17 protein-coding genes and 4 tRNA genes are annotated in these 20,168 nt (G+C 36.0%); 14 read left to right on the forward strand and 7 right to left on the reverse strand.

The annotated features are described in order from the left end of the window. Nucleotides 1–85: 85 nt before the first annotated feature. From WFH39_RS20430 to WFH39_RS20440, 3 genes are all read right to left on the reverse strand, one after another. On the reverse strand, nt 86–667 hold the full coding sequence (locus tag WFH39_RS20430) for a Crp/Fnr family transcriptional regulator (RefSeq protein WP_214588673.1): 582 nt from the start codon (nt 665–667) through the stop codon (nt 86–88). 185 nt (nt 668–852) lie between these two features. After that, the gene (locus WFH39_RS20435) at nt 853–2,607 is read right to left on the reverse strand and encodes a peptide MFS transporter (protein ID WP_235132653.1); all 1,755 of its coding nucleotides are present in this window, start codon (nt 2,605–2,607) and stop codon (nt 853–855) included. A gap of 133 nt (nt 2,608–2,740) precedes the next feature. After that, nucleotides 2,741–4,396 (reverse strand): peptide MFS transporter, encoded by a 1,656-nt coding sequence (locus WFH39_RS20440; protein WP_336691261.1) that lies wholly within the window; start codon nt 4,394–4,396, stop codon nt 2,741–2,743. Between the two features lie 88 nt (nt 4,397–4,484). On the opposite strand from WFH39_RS20440, the gene WFH39_RS20445 reads away from it, so the two are divergent. Then, nucleotides 4,485–4,739: a DUF2281 domain-containing protein gene (locus tag WFH39_RS20445; RefSeq protein ID WP_235132651.1), complete on the forward strand. Its 255-nt coding sequence runs from the start codon at nt 4,485–4,487 to the stop codon at nt 4,737–4,739. Nucleotides 4,740–5,073: 334 nt separating this feature from the next. On the opposite strand, the gene WFH39_RS20450 is transcribed toward WFH39_RS20445, so the two are convergent. Further along, on the reverse strand, nt 5,074–7,203 hold the full coding sequence (locus WFH39_RS20450) for a S9 family peptidase (protein ID WP_336691262.1): 2,130 nt from the start codon (nt 7,201–7,203) through the stop codon (nt 5,074–5,076). 120 nt (nt 7,204–7,323) lie between these two features. Here WFH39_RS20450 and WFH39_RS20455 point away from each other — a divergent pair, with 120 nt between their 5' ends. Next, nucleotides 7,324–7,797, forward strand: a complete 474-nt coding sequence (locus WFH39_RS20455) for a hypothetical protein (protein ID WP_336691263.1) — start codon at nt 7,324–7,326, stop codon at nt 7,795–7,797. Nucleotides 7,798–7,809: 12 nt separating this feature from the next. Then, nucleotides 7,810–7,995, forward strand: coding sequence for a DUF6496 domain-containing protein (locus tag WFH39_RS20460; protein ID WP_271246480.1), 186 nt, complete (start codon nt 7,810–7,812; stop codon nt 7,993–7,995). A gap of 210 nt (nt 7,996–8,205) precedes the next feature. Here the strand turns inward: WFH39_RS20460 and glgP are convergent, their stop codons facing one another. Beyond that, entirely contained in the window at nt 8,206–9,864 is a 1,659-nt protein-coding gene (gene glgP, locus WFH39_RS20465; protein ID WP_336691264.1) for an alpha-glucan family phosphorylase, read from the reverse strand. A 201-nt stretch (nt 9,865–10,065) separates the two neighbouring features. Between glgP and WFH39_RS20470 the strand changes: the two genes are divergently transcribed. The 6 genes from WFH39_RS20470 (at nt 10,066) to WFH39_RS20495 (ending at nt 17,461) form a co-directional block, all read left to right on the forward strand. Next, complete coding sequence (locus WFH39_RS20470; protein ID WP_214588682.1) at nt 10,066–10,863, forward strand: hypothetical protein; 798 nt, start codon at nt 10,066–10,068, stop codon at nt 10,861–10,863. Nucleotides 10,864–10,994: 131 nt separating this feature from the next. Then, on the forward strand, nt 10,995–13,091 hold the full coding sequence (locus WFH39_RS20475; RefSeq protein WP_336691265.1) for a T9SS type B sorting domain-containing protein: 2,097 nt from the start codon (nt 10,995–10,997) through the stop codon (nt 13,089–13,091). 85 nt (nt 13,092–13,176) lie between these two features. Continuing rightward, the gene (locus tag WFH39_RS20480) at nt 13,177–13,698 is read left to right on the forward strand and encodes a DUF1572 family protein (protein ID WP_336712882.1); all 522 of its coding nucleotides are present in this window, start codon (nt 13,177–13,179) and stop codon (nt 13,696–13,698) included. Beyond that, on the forward strand, nt 13,698–14,336 hold the full coding sequence (locus WFH39_RS20485) for a hypothetical protein (protein WP_336691266.1): 639 nt from the start codon (nt 13,698–13,700) through the stop codon (nt 14,334–14,336). Before WFH39_RS20480 ends, WFH39_RS20485 begins: the two co-directional genes overlap by 1 nt. 66 nt (nt 14,337–14,402) lie before the next feature. Beyond that, nucleotides 14,403–15,749, forward strand: a complete 1,347-nt coding sequence (gene mtaB, locus WFH39_RS20490; protein ID WP_336691267.1) for a tRNA (N(6)-L-threonylcarbamoyladenosine(37)-C(2))-methylthiotransferase MtaB — start codon at nt 14,403–14,405, stop codon at nt 15,747–15,749. A gap of 194 nt (nt 15,750–15,943) precedes the next feature. After that, nucleotides 15,944–17,461 (forward strand): FMN-binding glutamate synthase family protein, encoded by a 1,518-nt coding sequence (locus tag WFH39_RS20495; RefSeq protein ID WP_336691268.1) that lies wholly within the window; start codon nt 15,944–15,946, stop codon nt 17,459–17,461. 48 nt (nt 17,462–17,509) lie between these two features. On the opposite strand, the gene WFH39_RS20500 is transcribed toward WFH39_RS20495, so the two are convergent. Continuing rightward, a complete protein-coding gene (locus WFH39_RS20500) occupies nt 17,510–18,256 on the reverse strand; it encodes a hypothetical protein (protein ID WP_336691269.1) in 747 nt (248 codons plus the stop codon). Between the two features lie 57 nt (nt 18,257–18,313). On the opposite strand from WFH39_RS20500, the gene WFH39_RS20505 reads away from it, so the two are divergent. Continuing rightward, nucleotides 18,314–18,751, forward strand: coding sequence for an RNA-binding S4 domain-containing protein (locus WFH39_RS20505; RefSeq protein WP_214588689.1), 438 nt, complete (start codon nt 18,314–18,316; stop codon nt 18,749–18,751). An 8-nt stretch (nt 18,752–18,759) separates the two neighbouring features. Here WFH39_RS20505 and WFH39_RS20510 read toward each other — a convergent pair whose 3' ends face one another. Beyond that, entirely contained in the window at nt 18,760–19,275 is a 516-nt protein-coding gene (locus WFH39_RS20510; protein WP_336691270.1) for a shikimate kinase, read from the reverse strand. Nucleotides 19,276–19,389: 114 nt separating this feature from the next. Here WFH39_RS20510 and WFH39_RS20515 point away from each other — a divergent pair. The 4 genes from WFH39_RS20515 (at nt 19,390) to WFH39_RS20530 (ending at nt 19,972) form a co-directional block, all read left to right on the forward strand. Continuing rightward, nucleotides 19,390–19,462: transfer RNA gene (locus WFH39_RS20515), tRNA-Lys, on the forward strand. A 37-nt stretch (nt 19,463–19,499) separates the two neighbouring features. Further along, nucleotides 19,500–19,582 (forward strand) — tRNA-Leu (locus WFH39_RS20520). Between the two features lie 67 nt (nt 19,583–19,649). Next, a tRNA-Lys gene (locus WFH39_RS20525) sits at nt 19,650–19,722 on the forward strand. A 177-nt stretch (nt 19,723–19,899) separates the two neighbouring features. Next, nucleotides 19,900–19,972 (forward strand) — tRNA-Lys (locus WFH39_RS20530). Nucleotides 19,973–20,168: the final 196 nt, after the last annotated feature.

Raw genomic sequence — 20,168 nt, forward strand, 5'->3', positions numbered from 1 at the left:
TTATAATTGAGCATATTTGCTGTTACAAATATCTGTAAGCATATTGCTTCAAAACATTGAACAAGTTCAATAAATGAAGTCTGAATTATTTTTTGTTAACTATTTTTTTTCTTATTCTGCTCACAAATTCATGACTGATACCTAAATATGCAGCGATTTGCACATTGGTTAACCTTTGGTAAAGCTGAGGGTATTTCTCGATGAAATCAGTATATCGTTTATCTGCCGTTTTGCTGAGGTTATCAATCATTCTTCTTTGCAGGGCAACATGTGTTTTTTGTGTCATTACACGAAACAGCTTTTCGATTTTGGGCAGGTTTTTGTAAGCAAACTCCTTGTCTTTTTTAGAAATGATTAAAACTTCACTGTCTTCCAGTGCTTCTATGTTCAGTTGAGACGGTAGTTCATTTGTAAAACTGTCAATATCAGTAATCCACCAGTCTTCTGTGGCAAAGTTCAGGATTTGTTCTATTCCGTCAGAATCAATATGATAGGTCTTGAATAGCCCTTTTATTACAAAACCTTCAAACTTACAGATTTCCCCTTCTCTTAATAAAAACTGCTTTTTTTTAATGATCTTTTTTTGGAATAAGCTGTAAAATTGTGCTGATTCATCTTCAGAAAGAGTAATGTGCTGCGATATATTATTTTTAAAAATTTCTGTCATACTTCAATTATCATTAATGCTTTTTTACCTTTTAATAGAAGAGGTTTATATTTCTGTCCGTTGACGAACAATCACTTAAATTCTTTAATACGAATTTGAAATTATATTTGCTGTCATGCAGATAATTACTAAAATAAAAAAAACCTCCGACTTAGCGGAGGTTCTTGTATTTTATTTGATGCAGTTTAGTTTACACCGTGCATCATTTTCTTTAAAATAGGTGAAATTAACGCTAAAATTACAGCAGCAATACCACAAAGAACAACGAATACCATGAAGAATTCAAATAAATTGTGGATTTCAAAACCTGCAAAAGTAGGATTAGCTAAAGGCAATTGCGCTTTTTCAAAAGCTGCTGCCTGATCTGCAGTTAATGTTACTTTTTTATCTAAAACATCCTGAAGGTTAATTCCCATTTCCTGTGCCTTAGAGAATTTATCTCCTGTCGCAGGAATCAATGCTCCCAAAGAACCTGCTAAAGCATAACCTGCTGCATTGGAAATAAAGAATACGCCGTATAATAAGGATGCAAATCTTTTTGGAGCCAGCTTACCTACCAATGATAATCCGATAGGAGATAAACAAAGTTCACCACAAGTCTGAATAAAATACAGTAACATTAACCATTTGATAGCCAATAATCCTGAGTTTCCTAAATCTTTTACGTTATGTGCAATGATGAAGTAACTTAATGCGATCAGAGCAAGTCCCATTGCCTGCTTCATCGGCGAAACCGGCTCTTTTCCTTTTGCTCTTAATTTGTCCCAGATTAAGCTGAAAGGAACGGCTAAAACCACAACGAAAATACCGTTGAAAATCTGTACCATCGAAGGAGGCATATTCCATCCTAAGATATTTCTGTCGGTCTGATTATCTGCGATAAAAGTTAATGAAGATCCCGCCTGCTCAAACGCTGCCCAGAAGAAAATAATAAAGAACGATACGATATAGATTACCCAGATTCTCTGTCTTTCCACTTTATTTTCAGCAGAACTCATGATTAAGAATGCCAGAGAAATTCCTGCTGCATAAATGAAAGGATAAATAATTCCTTTAATCAGCTGTCCCATTTCTACGGCTTTAAATCCGAATTCTCCCACCAGAAGATATCTGAAAGCAAAGAAAAGAATAACGAATAACCCTCCTGTAATTCCTAATGCCGAACCGGAGAATTTAGCAGTCTGTGTTTCTCCTTCTTCAAAATCTGCGCTTGTATTGTTTTTAGGTAATCCACCAATAGGTCTTCCTTCCGGTGTAACTACATATTTATTTTTAAGAATAAAGAAAGTAATGGTACCGATTATCATTGCAATGGAAGCAGCGAGGAATCCCCATTTGAAGGCAAAAATATCTCTTACACCTGTTGTCGCATCTTTTACGTCTCCTACGTACGGACAGATAAACTGTCCTAAGAATGCTCCAATGTTAATCCCCATGTAGAAAATTGTGAAAGCAGAGTCCAGTTTTGATTTTTCCTGCTTTGGATAAAGGCTTCCTACCATCGAAGAAATATTCGGTTTGAAGAACCCGTTACCGAAAATGATGATGAAAAGAGCAAGCCACATGATGGTTTTTGCTGCATCCAGACCTCCCGAAAACGTAGAAGCACTGATAAAAAGCAAAAACTGACCAATTGCCATTAAAGATCCACCGATTAAGATGGCGTTTCTGTTACCGATATATTTATCGGCGATGAAACCTCCCAAAAGCGGAGTAAGATAACATAAAGCTAAAAATCCACCGTAGATGATTGCTGCATCAGCTTCTTTTATCAATAAGGAATTTACCATGAAGAGCGTTAATAAAGCTCTCATTCCATAAAAGTTGAAACGCTCCCACATTTCTGTTCCGAAAAGAACCCACAATCCTTTCGGATGTCTGGAATTCTTGTTCTCTACAAATTCATCCGGTTTCGGACTCAATGCTTCAGTATTATCCATTTTTATTGTTAATTTTTGTTAAGACTGACAAATATAGTTTTTTTTGTGTTTTCAGCAAGGTTTTAATTTTATATTTAAATAAAAAAGCCGCAGAATAATTCCGCAGCTTGATTTTCTGTATTGTGAACAAGGATTAATGTCCTTTTTCTTTCATGATCTTGTTTAATCTTTTCAGCATAGATAAGCCTAAAAGGGTTGCAAAGATCAGCAAAGCAAAGTTCACTAAAAAGTAGTTCATCTTATTCTCATAATTGTACCAAGTACTGGCTAAAATTCCGGAAAGCTTGTTTCCTACGGAGTTGGCAAGGAAAAATCCGCCCATCATCAATGCTGTAATTCTTGCAGGAGAAAGTTTGGAAACGAAGGATAATCCCATAGGTGAAAGACATAATTCTCCCACGGTAATAACTCCGTAACTTGTAACCAGCCACCACGGCGAAACTTTTACGGCTCCGTTATCTCCTGCCCAGACTGCCAAAACCATCACTAAACAGGATAACCCTGAAATGAAAAGTCCTAAAACAATTTTTGTTGGCGTTAAAGGCTCTTTTCCTTTTCGTCTTAATAATGCCCAGAAACCTACTACAACCGGCGTTAAAGCAATTACCCAAAACGGATTGATGGACTGAAATAATTCTGTATTGTAAAGATAGGTTTTCGCCTGAGGATTTTTCTCCAGTTCTGCACGCTGCTCGGGAGAAATATTTTTAAAATAAACATCTTTTCCCTGAACTTTTATTGTGTTCCCGTCTTTATCTTTCTGAGACTGGAACTGGTCGTCGTAAACCGGAACTTCCTTGTCTTCATAACTTTTTCCGTCTACCATGTAAATGCTTTCCAAAGGTTTTTCCATGGAAGCAGGTACACTTCTGTCGGTGTAATAATTAGCCCATCTCGTTAAAGCGGTTCCGTTCTGTTTGAAAACTGCCCAGAAGAACATACTGATCAGGAAAACCGATAATAAGGCTCCGATAGACGATTTTTCGTCCGGCTTCGCTTTGAAGTATAGGGAAGCATAGAAATAAATAACAGGAACACAGGCAAAAATAAAGGCATCTGTATTGTCGCTTCCGAAAATATTTCCGGGAATAATCCAGCCGATTGCTCCTGCAATGATTGCCGGTAAGAATACCTTCATTAATATTTCAGAAAGTTTGGTATCTCCTTCCTGAACAGGCTTCATCTGAGCGGCATGAATGTAGTGTTTTCTGCCGATGGTAAAAATAATTAATCCGACCAGCATTCCGACTCCGGCAGTGATGAAGGCTTCACCCCAACCGAATTTATTTCGCATAAAAGCAGCAATAATGTTGCAGATAAATGCGCCGATGTTGATTCCCATGTAAAAAATATTGTATCCGGAATCTTTATTGGCTTTATAGGGTTCTTCGGAGTATAAATTTCCAAGCAGGGTAGAAATGGTAGGTTTAAAGAAACCGTTTCCGATGATAATTAACGCTAAAGAAGAATAAAATAATGTAAGATCTTTGAAAACACCCATCCCGATATATCCTGCAGCCATTAAAACACCTCCGATATAAATGGATTTGATGTATCCTAACACTCTGTCCGCAAGAAATCCTCCGATAAAAGGAGTTAAGTAGGTTAAAGCAATGTACGTCCCGAAAATATCGTCCGCAGTTTTGTCGGGAAGTCCGAGACCGCCTTTTGCTCCGGTAGGTTCAATAACATACAATACAAAAATTCCGAGGATAAGATAGTACCCGAAACGCTCCCACATTTCCGTAAAGAAGAGGAAAGGCAATCCTTTAGGATGTTTAGTCTTCATAGTTTACAAATTTCAAATTTCACAAATATAGAATTTTAAAAATAATAATCGAATTTTATTAACTTTGATGGAAATAAAGATGAAGAAAATGGAAATTACGTTAAAAGATTTAGAAGATAACATCAGAACACTTCCTGAAAATTTTTATGAAGAAGTGAATGATTTTATTGATTTTTTGAAGACGAAATATAACAGAACAAATGAAAATGATTGGTCGGGAATAATATCCGAGCCTCAAAGAGAATCAATAAAAAAAGGAGTAGATGACATAGAAAATGACAGAACTTTAAGTCATGAATCTGCTCAAAAGAAAATCAAAGATTATATTGCTTCAAAGAAATGATGATGGAAATTATCTGGTCCGAAGAAACTTTAAAAAATTATTTAAAGGTAATTGATTATTTGTTTGAAAACTGGACAATTAAAGAAATCGAAAGATTTGAAAATCATTTTAATAAATTGATTGATAATCTGAAAAATCATATTGCGATTTGTCCAAAATCTAATATACTTAATTTAAGAAAATGTATAATTGATGAAAACAATTCTCTAATCTATCAGGAAATAAACAATAAAATTTTTCTCGTAACGATTATTGATAATAGGAGTTTTCATTTTTACTAATAAAAATCCGGATCTAAAGTTTAGATCCGGATTTTTTTATGCTAAATATTGGATTATAAATTTTCCAAAATAAAATCAGTCATTTTCTGATACAGTTGCGGTCTTGTCTGTCCGCCATAAATTCCGTGGTTTTTATCCGGATAAGCCATAAAATCAAACTGTTTTTTGTTCTGGATCAAAGCTTCCGAAAATTCCATAGAATTCTGGAAGTGTACGTTATCATCGGCAGTTCCGTGGATTAATAAGAATTTCCCCTTCAATAAATTCGCATATTCAGTCGGGGAGTTTTTATCGTATCCATCAGGATTTTCCTGCGGTGTTCTCATGAATCTTTCCGTGTAAACAGAATCATAATATCTCCAGTTCGTTACCGGCGCCACTGCAATTCCCATTTTGAAAACATCGGCTCCTTTTGTCATTGCCAGACTCGTCATATACCCTCCGAAACTCCATCCGAACATTCCGATTCTGGATTTATCGATATATGATTGATTTCCGAACCATTTTGCTGCCGCAATCTGATCTTCAATTTCATATTTCCCTAAATTCATGTACGTTACTTTTTTGAATTTAGCGCCTTTATAACCTGTCCCGCGTCCGTCGACACAAGCTACGATATATCCTTTCTGAGCAAGCATTTCAAACCAGATTCCGTTTCCGTTGTCCCATGAATTGGCAACCTGCTGAGAACCGGGACCTGAATACTGGAACATAAACAATGGATATTTTTTGTTTTTATCAAAGTTTTTAGGCTTGATGATCCATGCATTCATCTGATCTCCCGCTTCATTCGGAATGGTAATAAATTCTTTTTCTACAAAATTATCAGCTTTTAACTTCTGTAGCTGAGCTTCATTATTCTGAAGTTCTTTTACCGTTTTACCATTTCCGTCCTTTAGAACATAAGTATAAGGTTTTGCAGCTGTAGAAGAAGTTTCGATGAAATAATTATAGTTTTTGCTGAAATTGGCAGAATTATTTCCTTCAGCATTGGAAATCAACTGGGATTTTCCGTTTTCAATATTTACTTTGGAAACTACTTTGTTGATGCTTCCTTTTTCTGTGGTCTGAATGTAGATCTCCTTTGATTTTGGATTAAATCCGTAATAATCTGTTACTTCCCAGTTTCCTTTTGTAATCTGCTTTTTCAGTTTACCATCTTTGTCATACCAGTATAAATGGCGGTTTCCGTCTCTTTCGGAGCCCCAAAGGAAAGAATTGTCCTCTAAAAATTCCAGAGTCGGGCTGTCTGTATCGATCCATTTTTCATCCGTTTCGGTGAATAATTTCTGAACAGTTCCGGTTTTTGTATTGACTTTTAAAACATCAGAAGCATTTTGAATTCTGTCCGAAGTAATCAAGACAATTTCGTCAGGTTTTGCTGTCTGAATTACATTCGGAATATAATAATGCTTGAAACTGTCTAAATTAACGGTTGTCTTTTTACCGTCACTCAACTGATAAATATGTGCTGAAGCAACAGAGTTTTTTTCTCCTGCTTTTGGATATTTGTAACGCATTTCGCTTGGATAAAGCGTTTTACCATAAATCGGAATATAGATTTCCGGAACTTCTGTTTCATCTAATTTTACGAAAAGAATCGCATCCGAGTTTTTTGTCCATTCATACAGTCTTGCGTGTCCGAATTCTTCTTCATAAACCCAGTCTGCAAGTCCGTTTAAAATTTTATTTTTAACACCGTGCTGCGTAATCTGTGTGATTTTTCCTGAGTTCAGATCCTGATAAAACAGATTATTATCTGCAATAAAAGCCACTTTTGTAGCATCCGGTGAAAATCTTGGCTCCTGAACAAATTTTCCGTCATTAAGACTTACTGTTTTTCCGGATTTCAGATCTTTTATTTCATATTTTCCTAAAAATGAGTGTCTGTAAATCGGTTCACTGTCTTTCAGTAACAAAATTTTGGATTCATCATCAGAAAATTCATAGCTTTGGAACTGTCCATCCACAAGATTTCCTTCTTTTTGGGAAGTTTTGTAAGAATATTTTGCAATTCCTCCCTGTTCGATAACCAGATAATTTTCACCGTTTTTCATGGAAGTAATTCCGGCAATGCCTTTTCCACGGTAATATCCTGAATATATTTTATCTAAAGTAATTTCCTGAGCGGATAAACTTTGAAATGCTACAGCAACTGTAAGCGTTAATAAGAATTTTTTCATTTCTAATATTAAAAGATTTCAAATATAATAATTTTTAAAATGGTAAAAAAAGCTTTTTAAATCTCTGATTTTGGCAGTAAAATTGGATATATTAAGATACAATCAAATTAAAATATAATTATGGAAACGAATGCTTTTAACCAAAAACTGAACCGATACGAACTGGAAGATAAAATAGTATACACCGGATTTTCAAGTTACAAAGATGCCGAAGATTGTGCCCATAAAAAAGGAGGGGAACTGGTTGAAGTGGGTTTCAAAGACGGAAATGATAATCCCGAAATCTGTAATGAAGCAGGATTATTGCAAAAACAATTACACTATTTCGTAGATGCGGGAGATGAATATAAATTTATCCATTCGTCAGATCCCGGATTCAGAAAATATGCCGATGAATTGCAGAAAATAAAAGCAAAACAGCAACAGTCTCCACCCGATGAAAGATATATTGCCAATTTTGAAATCGAAAACATTGAAGACCCGATTGTAGTGATAAAAAATGATCATTTTGAATCGGTAACTTCAAGAGAGCGCTCTAAATATCTGAAGCACGCCCAAGTGTACGAAATCGGTGTCTCTTTAACCAAATCTTAAAATATCAATAGTATGAGCAAGACAAAATATTCTGAAAAAGCTCAGGAAAAAGTAGGAAAAGTAATGCACGAATTTAAGGAAGGAAAACTGAAATCTTCTTCCGGCGAAAAAGTGACCAACAGAAAACAGGCAGTTGCCATTGGAATTTCTGAAGCGAAACAGGAAGGCTTAAAAGTGCCGAAAAAGAAAAAAGAGTAACTTAAAATAAACAAGGCTTGGAAAAATTTTCCAAGCCTGTTTGTTTTAAATATTGAACCATTAAGATTGATTTAAGGAGTTAAGCCACATTAAGATGAATCATTTCTGATTTTAATATAAACTTAATAATGCTCAACAACTCAATTTTTCTTAATAGTTTAAAAGCTTATTAACAATTAACAATTAACAATTAACAATTAACAATTAACTTTAATCATTATACATAATTCTGTAATATTCATCCGCCATTCTGTCGCTGTTAAACCGATCTTTCACGTCATTCATAGAATTATACTGGATTTTTCTCCACTGATCCGGTTTGTCATAGTACGTAGGAAGAATTTCATTTTCGAGAATTTCGTATAATTTGTTAAGGTCATAATTATCCTGTTCGTAGATGCTCATATTGGCATAATCTGCTTTCGGAACTACAAAAGAATTTTCCCCGTGTTTCGCAAATTCAGGGATCCATCCGTCATCTGTGGAAAGATTTACAGAACCATTCATGGAAGCCGTCATTCCGGAGGTTCCTGAAGCTTCTCTCGGAACTCTCGGATTATTCAGCCAAAGATCAGAACCCTGCTTTAAAGATTTACTTAAGGACAGCTCATATCCTGTAAGAACTGCCATGTTTTTATGGTTTTTGCTTTCCTCCACCAGAGAATTGAATGTGGAAATCGCAGAATAATCCATCGGATAAGGTTTTCCCGCCCAAATGATCTGAACCGGATATTTCGGATGATTCAGCAATTTGTAGAATCTGTCTTTGTCATGTAAAAGCAGATCGGCACGTTTATACCCCGCAAATCTTCTAGCCCAGACAATGGTAAAAACATTTGGGTTGAATAAATTTCCGGTCTGGTCGGCTACGATTTTAAATAATCTTTTCTTCAGATGTTTCTTACGGTAATCGAAAACCGTTTCATCATTTTCATCCTTTGCGTTGTAAAGCGGTTTGTCTGCCCAATATTTGAATTCCTGCGCATTGGTAATCGAAGTAATCTCACAGATTCCCGGATATTTGCTCCACATTGCTCTGGAAACTACCCCATGAAGCTGGGAAACTCCGTTGGCTATTCTTGCCATTTTCAGCGCGCAAAGAGAATGGTTGAAACGATCGTCATCAGAACCTTCGATATTTTTTACCTCTTCCATACTGAAGCCTGAAAAATAAGACATATCATAACACAGTCTCATATTGTGCTTTTCATTCCCTGCTTCTTCAGGAGTATGCGTGGTGAAAACCAGCTTTTCTTTAACTTTATTCAGATTTCCGCCGTATTTTTTCAGCAGATGGAACGCTGCAGGAAGTCCGTGAGCTTCATTTAAATGATAAACATCTCTTTCAATGTTCATTTCATCCAGTAATTTTGCTCCTCCTTTTCCTAAAAGAATATATTGTGCCAGTTTCGTAGATTCGTTGGCATCATATAATTTATGACAGATGGTTTTAGAAATATGATCATTTTCAGGAACATCTGTTGAAAGAAAAAACATAGGAGCCGTGTGGAAAATTTCAGGATCGAGATACCATACTTTTACCCAAACCGGAGCGCTGTGAATTTCTATCTGAAATTTTATGCCGGTGTCTTCCAGAAAGCTGTACATTTTTTTCGTCCAGGTCGGCTGTAACGTCTGGTCATGATTTCTTGCCTGATCGTAATACCCGAATTTCCAGAGAATTCCGATTCCGATAAGATCCTGTTTCAGATTGTAAGCACTTCTCATGTGAGAACCCGCCAAAAATCCTAATCCTCCCGAATATATTTTCAGCACCTGCTCAATCGCAAATTCCATAGAAAAATAAGCAACTTTCTTGGAGTACTGCGGATTTACGCTAAAAGGTATTTTAAAATTTTTAAAATCCATGTGTAACAGTTTATTAAGTGAGGAGGCAAAGGTATTAATTATGAAAATAAACTCTACATTAATTATTTTATAAATTAACATTAAAAATACTTTTTGAATCTGTTTTTTATTTACCTTTAATATGTAAATTTTTGATAATCAAAACTTCATGATCTGAAACCGGAAGTTTTATGTGTTCCATAACAATAAAATAATAAGCACATGAAAAAGGCATTTTCTGATGAGGATTTAATTAAAAATCTGAGCTTATATTATCTGAACCGACACTTGAAAAAGAAGCCGATAGAGAAGTATCATCGTAAGATCGACGAATCTCAGCTGCATGACCGCGAAAAATATAAAAAGAAAGCGGAAATTTTACTGCTCAATTCTTTTATGCACCATTTCCCTGAAGTTAAATTTGAAGATTTAACCTGCGAAAGCCCCGACTTTATTGCAAAATTTAATGATAAGAAAATCGGAATCGAGCTTACCGAAGTAATCAATCATCTTGAAATGAAGAAGGTTGAAAGCAATCTGAACAAGATTTTCCGTCAGGCAGAAATTTTATTGGAACAGGAAGACACTACGAAATATCGTGGTGTTTATTTTTTAGAATTTCACTCAAACATCAGACTGGATTCTCCTGAAAATCAGCAGGAAATCATTTTAAATATTTATAAAAGCATTAAAAAAGGAAAGCCTGCAGGAAATGTAAAAAGCATCCGGAAATCTTTCCACCGAAGAAATGTTTTTATTACCCATGAGTATAATATGAATCTTTTTGATGAATTATGTTCCGAGAAAATTGTAGAGCTGATTGAAAAAAAGAACGAAAAATTTCCTTATTACGATACTTCGGTCGACGAATGTTGGCTCGTTATTGTTTCGGATATGAATTCCATCGCTTCGCGTTATACTTTTATTCAGGATAAGGAACATCTGCAAAAAGTAAACAGCCCGTTTCATAAGATTTTTCATCTGGAAAACCTTTGCGGAAATATTACAAGTATTAAGTAATTGCTGAAAAATATTTATTGTTATTTAGTTTTTGTTGAATTATTTTCGTTCAAGCTTTTGTTTTTAATTAGAATTGTTTATATTTGATAGACAACAAATTGCATTTCAATTAATAACCAAATTAACATGATATGAAAAAAATTCTACTTCTTTTTTTACTTTTTATTTCACCTATTTTTTTCGCTCAGGCAGACTGTTCATCCGCTCTTGCGGTATGCGGGAATTCGAATATTACCTATTCTCCCATGGGAATCGGGAATGTTAACGAAAATTTAGGAGGATGTTTATCTTCCGGTGAGCATAATTCAATCTGGTATAAATTTACCATTGCAACAGGCGGAACGCTTACTTTCGATCTCATTCCTACAGATCCTAATGCAGATTACGACTGGGCAATCTACGGACCGAATGCCAACTGTGCAAATCTTGGTTCTCCGATTCGCTGTAATGCAGCAACCGTTATCGGAGTAGGGGCTTCCACAGGGATGAATATGACGAGTGCGATCTTAAGCGCTGCAGGAGGATCATTAACGCCGTACTGTAAATACATGGATGTTTTACCGGGACAGACCTATTATCTGTATATAGACAATTGGGTGGATGTTCTTAATCCTACAATGGCTCCTTTTTCTCTAACGTGGGGAGGAACCGCAACATTGGCTTCACCGTTTACGGATCCTAGCATTCAGACTCATCCTTTTATTCCGCCGGGAGCCCCCGCTGCCAATCCTGCCAGTCCAAGAGAAATTATTGTTTGCGAAAATCCTATGGTTTTTGATTTTAGTACTTTATCTTCCGGGATTTTAAATGGAAACAGTAATTTCCAGATCAGTTATCACACTTCACAAAATGACGCTCTTTCCGGAGCAAATCCTATTTTGTCGCCTATTACCATTAATACGACTACTACATATTATTACAGTATTCATTATCAGGATCCTGCAAACCCTAATAACCCTATCAATTCCTGCAGACAGGTGGGAGCTTTTAAATTTAAATACGGAAATATTTCGGGAACCAATGTTACGCTCTACAGTTGTAATAACAACAATGCAGGAACCGGAACTTACGATTTAACTTCCGCTGCTGTTTTTGGAGATCCTACCGCAGTAAAGGTGTATTATAATTCACTTTCAGATCTTAATGCGGGAATAAATCCCATTACAAATACTACTAATTTCGTTTCGGCAGAGGGAACGGTATACGTTAAAATTACTTCTCAATATGGTTGTGTGGCAATTGCGCAGATTATTCTGAAGTTTTATCCGGTTGTCGTCGTTACAGAAGCTACTTTAAGAACCTGCTTTATTGAAGCTGATCCTTCTACGGGACTCTTTGATCTTTCCCTTGCGGCAGTAACCACGCAAAGCGGAACGACTAAAAAATATTATCCTTCTTTAGCAGATGCACAGAACGGTACGAACGAAATCGTAGGATTTTCAAACTATATTGCTCCCAACGGTGTCATTTACGTCAAAGTATTCAACTCCAATAACTGTTTTGCAATTGCAAAAGTAAATCTGGTGGTTATTCAGCCGGTATATTCCGCCATTCTGAAAGACAAAATTATCTGTATGGAAGATAAAACGACATTAGATGCAGGTTCCGGATTTACAGCTTATGAATGGAGTACAGGAGCCACTACACAGACAATCAGTAATGTAGGAGTAGGAACGTATTGGGTGAAATTAAAAAGCGGTAACTGTATTACCAGACAGATTGTAAAAGTCTATGCTTCTGAGCAGCCTGTCATTTCATCAGTTGATATTACCAATAATACCATAACAGTAAATGTTTCAGGTGGAACCGCTCCATACAAATATTCTCTTGACGGGATTAAATGGCAGGATTCCAATGTATTTACCAATGTTCCGAGAGGAGACAGCAGAATTTTTGTAAAAGATGCCTACAATTGTGAACCAATCGATATTACAGTGGTGGTTCCTAATCTGGTGAATGTAATTACACCGAACGGAGACGGAGTGAATGATGTGATCGATTATTCAGCTTTAGGATACAAACAGAATTTGGTATTGAGTGTTTTCGACAGATACGGAACACTCGTTTTCAAAGCGGATAAACTAAGAAATTATACATGGGACGGAACCATCGGAGGTAAAAAAGTCCCAACAGGAACTTACTGGTATTCGGTTTCTTGGAACGAAAATGATAAGAAGAACACCTTATTCAAGTATTCCGGTTGGGTAATGGTGAAAAACAGAGAATAATTTTTCAGAAGTCAATAGAAAACCGTTGCCTTTGTAACGGTTTTTGTTTTATAAAATCCCTATCTTAGATATTCAAATTTACATCATGAAAGAGTTATTGATAAAACGTTTTGAATATTATAAAATGCTCGGTGACCAATCTTTCGGGCAGCTTTCGGATGAACAGATTTTCTGGCAGTTTAATGAAGAAAGCAATTCTATAGCGACTATTGTTAAGCATATCGCCGGAAATATGTTATCCAGATGGACTAATTTTTTAACCGAAGACGGCGAAAAATCATGGCGGAACAGGGATGAAGAATTTGTTGATACTTTTAAGACGAAAGCTGAGGTTCTGGAATATTGGGAACAAGGCTGGAAATGTTTTTTTGACGCTCTGAATCAAATGAATGATGAAAATATACATTCTGTAATTTACATAAGAAATGAAGCACATACATTTATGGATGCTGTTTTCCGTCAGTTGGCGCATTATCCTTATCATATCGGGCAGATTGTGTATATCGCAAAAATGATGAAAAATGAAGACTGGAAAAGCCTTTCTATTCCGAGAAACAGATCGCAGGAATTTAATTCTGAAATGAGTCATAAATTCAGACAGCAGTAATGAAAAACTTTACCATTCAAAATAAAGGAATTATTTCTGATGAATTTTTAAATAGAAACATCAAAGATTTTCATTCTGCGTGCCAATATGTTTCAATGCTCTCTTACAAAAGAAATAATGATAAAAGCAGAACCGAATGTATTTTTGATGATTTTGGCGGAACCTGCAGCACAAAACACGCCGCCCTGAGAAAACTTGCTCTGGAAAATCATCATAGCGATGTAAAGCTCATTCTTGGAATTTTTAAAATGGATGCAGAATACACTCCGAAGATTAGCAGTACTTTGCAAAAATTTAATTTGAAATACATTCCGGAAGCGCATAATTATCTCAAAATTGATAACGGATATTTCGATTTTACGAACCGCAGTTCAAATTATCAACAATTTAAAGATAAACTGCTGATTGAAAGGGAAATAGAATTCAACGAAATTGGAGCTCAGAAAATTTCATTTCATAAAGATTTTCTTGGAGAATGGCTGAATGAAGAACGCATCACTTACAGTTTAGGTGAATTGTGGAATATCAGAGAGCAATGTATCAGAGATTTGCAGCAGATTGATGAGCCTGAAATTCAAAATTCATCCCCGGTTTGTTACCGGAACAGTCCGGAAATAAGGGATGAATTTCATCAATAGATTGAATCAATTCAGAATTCATCTTAAAATGATTATCTTTGCACCCACAAAATTCAGAATCAATAAATGTCTCAATTTCAAAGAACTGCCGCATTTCATACTCTTGGCTGCAAATTAAATTTTGCGGAAACATCTACCATTGCCCGTCAATTAACAGAAGCAGGTTACGAAAAGGTAAGTTTTGATGAAAAGGCGAATGTGTATGTTATCAACACCTGTTCGGTAACTGAAAATGCCGACCGCGAATGCAAACTTCACGTAAAAAGAGCCATGAAAGCCAATCCTGATGGTCTGGTTGTAATCGTAGGATGTTATGCACAACTGAAACCGGAGGAAATTTCACAGATTGAAGGCGTAGATTTGGTTTTAGGAGCCAAAGAAAAATTCAATATTCTGAGCTATCTTGATGATTTGGAAAAATCTGAAAATGAAGGCATTGTTCATTCATGCGAAATTGAAGAAACAGATTTTTTTATCGGAAGTTACTCCATCGGAGACAGAACCAGAGCTTTTCTGAAAGTTCAGGATGGCTGCGATTACAAATGTACCTACTGTACGATTCCTTTGGCAAGAGGGATTTCCCGTTCCGATACCATCGAAAATGTATTGAAAAATGCCAAAGAAATTGCTGAAAGAGATATCAAGGAAATCGTTCTTACAGGCGTAAACATCGGAGATTACGGAAAAGGAGAATTTGGAAACAAAAGACATGAACATACTTTTTTAGATTTAATTTCTGAGCTTGATCAGGTTGAAGGCATCGAAAGAATCCGTATTTCTTCCATCGAGCCGAATCTGTTGAAAGACGAAAGCATAGAACTGGTTTCGAAAAGCCAAAGTTTTGTTCCGCATTTTCATATCCCTTTACAATCAGGAAGCGATGAACTGTTGAAAAAAATGAAACGCCGTTATTTAACGAAATTATATACCGATAGAGTTAATAAAATCCGTGAGGTAATGCCGGATGCAGCGATTGGTGTGGATGTAATTGTCGGTTTTCCGGGAGAAACAGAAGAACTGTTTATGGAAACATATAACTTCCTGAATGAGCTTCCAATAACTTATCTGCACGTTTTCACCTATTCTGAAAGGGAAAATACAGAAGCGGCAGAAATGGAAGGCGTAGTTCCGATCACTGAAAGAAAAAGACGCAATAAAATGCTTAGAATTTTATCTGAGAAGAAAAAGATGGCATTTTACCAGACCCAGCTTGGAAAAACACTTCCTGTACTTTGGGAACACGAAAATAAAGACGGGAAAATGTTTGGCTTCACAGAGAATTATGTGAGGGTTCAGAAAGATTTCGATCAGGCTTCAGTCAATCAGATTGAATTCTTAAAGCTTGAAAAAATAGAAGCGGACGGAACTGTTTCTGTGATGAATTCTTTTGAGAGTTTTCTCGAGAAAATTTAATATTCTTTTAAACAATTCATTTAAAATAATTCAGACATTGCTATCATAGTGATGTCTTTTTTTGTTTTAATGAAATCGAAACCTGAAATCATCACATTTAATCCAAAAATAACTTCTTTCATTCATTTTTTTGATGTTTCTCAGACCGTTTATATCAATTTAAATTTTTTAACTTTGGTAAAATTCAAAATGATATGAGAGACAAATTTTTGCTTTGGGGAGCTGTTATTCTTGTTGTTGCATGGTCGGTTGCATTTTTAATAAGGGCAGACTGGTGGATTCCGGTTTTGTTAACCGCTGTGTACGCAATAGGGATTTACAACATTACGCAATCTAAACACGCTATTTTAAGAAATTTTCCTGTTTTGGGCTATTTCAGATACTTCTTTGAGAGTATTTCACCGGAAATGCAGCAGTATTTCATTGAAAGAGAAACCGATGGAAAACCTTTTCCGAGAAATCAGCGTTCTGCGGTGTACAGAAGGGCAAAAAATTTGAGCGATACTGTGCCTTTCGGAACACAGCTCGAAGTTAACCACAGAAAATATGAGGGAATCAAACATTCCATTTATGCAAAATCTCCGATGGAAGAGCTTCCGAGAGTCTGGGTAGGAGGAGAGCAGTGTTCTCAGCCTTATCATGCTTCGTTATTTAATATTTCGGCAATGAGTTTCGGGGCATTAAGTGACCGTGCACAGATTTCTTTAAACAGAGGAGCAAAAAAGGGAAATTTTTACCATAATACCGGAGAAGGAGGAATTTCTCCGCACCATATGGAAGGAGGCGATCTTTGCTGGCAGATTGGGACAGGATATTTCGGCTGTCGTGATGAAGAAGGCAAATTCAATCCGGAATTGTTTAAAAAATATTCCACTTTACCCAATGTAAAGATGATCGAAATTAAATTGTCTCAAGGGGCAAAACCAGGTCATGGCGGAGTTTTACCGGCTGTTAAAAATACCCCGGAAATTGCAAAAATCCGTCACGTAACGCCGGGATTAACGATTATTTCACCGCCTTCTCATACCTCTTTTTCTGATGCTGCAGGTTTGCTGAGGTTTGTACAGCAGTTAAGAGAACTTTCCGGAGGAAAACCTGTTGGATTTAAGTTGTGCATCGGCGATACCAAAGAATTTGAAGATATCTGCGTTCAGATGAATGTTCTCAAGATTTATCCGGATTTCATTACAATCGATGGAGCTGAAGGAGGAACCGGAGCTGCACCGCCGGAGTTCTCGGATGGAGTTGGAATGCCTTTGGAACCTGCTTTGATTTTTGTTAACAGAACGCTGAATAATTATAATGTAAGAAGTAAATTAAGGGTTATTGCAAGTGGAAAAGTTCTTACAAGTCTTGACATTCTAAGAGCCATCGCGATGGGAGCGGATATGTGTAATAATGCGAGAGGATTTATGTTCTCTTTAGGCTGTATTCAGGCTTTGAGATGTAATAATAACAATTGTCCGACTGGTGTTGCCACACAGGATAAAATGTTGATTAAAGGTCTGGATGTTGCAGATAAGGCGGAAAGGGTGTACCATTTTCATAAAAATACGCTTCACACATGTAATGAGCTGATTGCGGCGGCAGGAAGAAGTTCGTATGAAGAAGTGGATGCCACAATGTTTATGAGAGGTGACGAGTTTGATCATTTAGCAGATCTCTATTTTCCGGATATTTTAGGAAATGTAAAGCAGAAAGCTAAGTATTAATTTAAGTAAATAAAAAGCGCTTCTCAATGGGAAGCGCTTTTTTATTTTTTATTGTTCTAAAACCGGTCTTGGATTGGCTTTGTAAATCTGGAAGTTGAATACAAAACAATTATTTTTAAGAGAATAACCTGTATAATTATAATGTGCATCTCTACCAAAAGCAGCTCTTGAAGGAACGATAATTACCCCCTGTAAATTGTATGCATCTCCGTCTGATAAATTTGCGTATCCCTTAAAATATTTCAATCCTTCCTGAAGACCTTCTATTTCGTAATAGCTTCTTTCTTTACCGGCCGTTTCTTTAACACTCTTTTTTACATAATAAAACATCGGGTCTGTTAAAGGAGAGCCGCTTCCGTTGATTGTGTTGGCTAAAACTCCGGAAGTTGTAAATGCTACATTACCGTCTGTATTTGTTGCAAGATAGTAGTTTGCTCTCATCATCGTTCTGATCTGAGTTGCATTTGTTGCTTCAGGATTCGTTTCAAGAGTTACTCCTGAAGTTGGCTGCGCTCCGTTTCTTACAATATATATAACTCCGGAAGAAAGTTTCTGAGGACTTAGTTCTGATAATTTTTTCTCATTATCATCGGAAGTATCTGTAGAGCTGAATGCTTTTATATTTCCCTGTGAATCAAGGTAATTGTCATTCATAAACTTTTGGATCGCCTGATCGTCGTATGAATTTCTTACCGCAATATCGTCCGGTTCTACAAATGTTTCAACTTCACCATCCTTTTTACATGCCGTGAAACACAGAGATCCAGCAAGGATATATAAAAATATTTTTTTCATTTTTCAAAAAACTTTAATTACTTTACAAATAATATAACGACAAAAGTATAAAAAATTATGAGAATAGATAAATTTTTATGGAGCATTCGTTTTTATAAGACCAGAACCATTGCTACTGAGGAGATTAAAAAGAACAGAGTATCTATCGGTGCGTCGGTTGTAAAGTCTTCTAAAGAGGTGAAGGAAGGAGATGTAATAAAGATCCGTAAAAATCAGATTGACTATCAGATTAAAGTAATCCAGATTCCGAAAAGCAGGATCGGAGCAAAGCTTGTTCCTCTTCATATAAAAGATGTGACTGATAAGGAACAGTATGAATTATTGAAAATGCGTAAGATGTCTCAGGATTATTACCGAAATAAAGGAGAGGGAAGACCTACGAAGAAAGACCGCAGAGATATGGACGATTACGTAGAAAATGATATTGCCTCAGATTTTACAGACTGGGACGATTTCTTTGGCGAAAATGGTGACGAATCTGAAAACGAAGATTAAAAAAAGCTCTAGAGATAGAGCTTTTCTGTTATTTCACTGGCGATATCTTCCGGAGTTCTGTTGTCTGTAATTACACTAATTTGTGCTTTATTGTAGAAGTCATTTCTTTCAAACAGATGCTTTGCTATAAATTCAGCAAGATTTTCATCTGCGATATTGGCTATTAAAGGTCTTTTTTCTTTCTGTTTAGAAAGTCTTTCTGATAAAGTAGCGACAGAAGCTCTTAAAAAAACACTTTTTGAATTATGGTTGATGATTTCCATATTGTTATAATAGACAGGAGTTCCTCCCCCCAGACTTAAAATAACATTTTTTTCAGAGGCAAGAATTTCTTCCAATGTTTCTCTTTCCAGCTTTCTAAAATAGATTTCTCCCTTTTTATCGAAGATTTCGGGGATTGTCATTTTATTCCTTTTGGAAATTTCTTTATCCAGATCAATTAATTTAAAATTGAGTTTTTCGCTTAATATTTTGGAAACGTGAGATTTGCCACTTCCCATGTATCCGACCAGTGAAATTATCATGAATTTTTTTTAAACAAATTTGCAAAAAAGTTTTGAGATAAAGAAAAAACTCATATCTTTGCACCACTAAAAACGAGGGACATTATCACAGTGTTAATCGTTGATAAAGTGGCCGACTCGGTAGCTCAGCTGGTAGAGCAATACACTTTTAATGTATGGGTCCTGGGTTCGAATCCCAGCCGAGTCACAAGCAAAAAAAATTACTGGATTTTGTGATTTTTATTGCCTGCGTGGTGAAATTGGTAGACACGCCATCTTGAGGGGGTGGTTTCCTAAGGATGTGCTGGTTCGAGTCCAGTCGCAGGCACAATGCAGAAAATTTGAATAATTAGTAGTATAGCTTAATTTAATTTACAATACTATTGATTGTGGCCGACCTGGTAGCTCAGCTGGTAGAGCAATACACTTTTAATGTATGGGTCCTGGGTTCGAATCCCAGCCAGGTCACAAGTTTACTGAAAAGTAAATTTTTTTCATATTAATATTTTGTGATTTGGTGTTTCAAGGGCTTTCTAAAGAAGCCTTTGATTTTGAAAAATAAATTTTGCAGGAACGAAATAATTTGTATCTTTGCAGCTCTTAAACAGAATGTTACTTTTTTAAAGTAAATTCAAACTAAGTGACGACTCGGTAGCTCAGCTGGTAGAGCAATACACTTTTAATGTATGGGTCCTGGGTTCGAATCCCAGCCGAGTCACAAGTTTACTGAAAAGTAAATTTTTTTCATATTAATATTTTGTGATTTGGTGTTTCAAAGGCTTCGTAAGAAGCCTTTGATTTTTGGTTTAATAGTCAAAAATAGTTGGTAAAATTCTTCGTATTGCCGATTGTTACTGATGATTTAGAAAGTTTATTGAACTTTGTTTCAATAAACTTTTTTTATGGCTGAAAAT

This window comes from Chryseobacterium sp. MMO-72, from assembly GCF_037146035.1.
GTDB lineage: Bacteria > Bacteroidota > Bacteroidia > Flavobacteriales > Weeksellaceae > Chryseobacterium > Chryseobacterium indicum.